The 1413-nt window shown below is 71.1% G+C and carries 3 protein-coding genes and 1 pseudogene; 2 read left to right on the top strand and 2 right to left on the bottom strand.

The window, feature by feature from the left end; all coding sequences use genetic code 11:
* Nucleotides 1–493: pseudogene (locus B9G38_RS17400) on the top strand (methionine--tRNA ligase); the annotation flags it as partial.
* Nucleotides 494–521: 28 nt separating this feature from the next.
* Here B9G38_RS17400 and B9G38_RS17405 read toward each other — a convergent pair.
* Together B9G38_RS17405 and B9G38_RS18765 are read right to left on the bottom strand one after the other, a co-directional pair.
* Nucleotides 522–1004, bottom strand: a complete 483-nt coding sequence (locus B9G38_RS17405; protein ID WP_086221187.1) for a VOC family protein — start codon at nt 1002–1004, stop codon at nt 522–524.
* Between the two features lie 39 nt (nt 1005–1043).
* The gene (locus tag B9G38_RS18765; RefSeq protein WP_255375992.1) at nt 1044–1169 is read right to left on the bottom strand and encodes a hypothetical protein; all 126 of its coding nucleotides are present in this window, start codon (nt 1167–1169) and stop codon (nt 1044–1046) included.
* Nucleotides 1170–1288: 119 nt separating this feature from the next.
* Here B9G38_RS18765 and B9G38_RS17410 point away from each other — a divergent pair.
* On the top strand, nt 1289–1413 hold a 125-nt coding region (locus B9G38_RS17410; protein ID WP_198945737.1), incomplete at its 3' end, for a dihydrofolate reductase family protein.

The following is a 1413-nucleotide window of genomic DNA, read 5'->3' on the forward strand; positions in this document are numbered from 1 at the left end:
CGGGGCCCTGAAGGGGGAGCTGGCAGGGGTCGTCGCCGGGGCCGAGGCGGGCGGCGACGGCGACGAGGGAGACGGAAGCGACGACGAGAACGACCAGAGCGACGGCGACGAGAGCGACGACGAAACAGCGACCACCGACGACACCGACATGACCGACATCGAACCCCTCAGCGACGACCGCATCGGCTTCGACGAGTTTCAGGAACTAGACATCCGCGTCGGTCGGATCGACGAGGCGGTCGGGATCGACGGCGCCGACGACCTGCTGAGGCTCACCGTCGACCTCGGCGCGGAGACGCGGACGATCGTCGCGGGGCTGAAACAGCTCCACGACGTCGAGGAGCTGTCCGACACGAAGGTGATCGTGCTCGCGAACATGGAGAAGGCGGAGCTGTTCGGCGTCGAGTCCAACGGGATGGTGCTGGCGGCCGGCGAGGAGGCCGACCTCCTCACCACCTACGAGGACGCCGCGCCGGGCACGAAGGTGAAGTGAGGCGAACGGGCGGGCGACGCCGCGCCGCTCAGGCGTCCAGCACCTCGATCAGATTTCCTTCCGGGTCTCGCACGAACAGGACCGTCGTCCCGCTCTCGGTCGTCCGCGGCGGGCTCAGCGTCTCCACGTCGTCCGCGAGGTCGGCGTAGAACGCCTCGACGTCGTCGACCGTGAGCCCGAGGTGGGTCGCGCCGGGGCGGTTCAGGTCGGGGTCGTCGCCCGGATCGGGGTCGTCGCCCGGATCGGGATCGTCGGACGCGTCGGTGTCGTCGGACGCGTCGGTGTCGTCGGACGCGTCGTCGTATTCGACGAGTTCGACGATCGCACCGCCGGCGTCGAGGTGGACGAACTCGGCCGCGGCGCCCTCGACGGCGACCGCCTCGCCGAAGGCGTCGCCGCCGACGGCGAACTCGGCGACGACCGGCAGGTCGAACGTCCGGGTGTAGAACTGGACTGCGCGGTCGAGGTCGGCGACGGTGACCCCGACGTGGTGCGCGGTTGGGTCGGACACGGGTGGCTGCTCGGTCGGCCCGGGCTAAACGGTGTCGGGTCAGAGCCCGAACAGGCGAGCGACGAGGCCCGCGAGCACGACCAGCGCCCCGAGGATGAACGTGCCCGGGACCGGCAGGACGAACAGGAGCCCGCCGATCAGGACGACGATCGTCGAGGTTCTCACGACGCGCTCGCTTCGGTCCCGCGCCGGATACGCTTTGGGTCGCGGCGGCCTCCGCGGCGGAGGGTCGCGGCGGCCTCCCCGACCGAAACGACCATTCCGCGTCCGGACGACCTCCCCGTATGCACGTGGTCGTCAACGCGGCCCAGAGCGTCGACGGGAAGCTCGCCACCCGCCGCCGGGAACAGCTCCGGATCTCCGGCCCGGAGGACTTCGACCGGGTCGACCGCGTCAGGGCGGCCGCGGA

The sequence above is a fragment of the Halorubrum sp. SD612 genome (genome assembly GCF_002135005.1).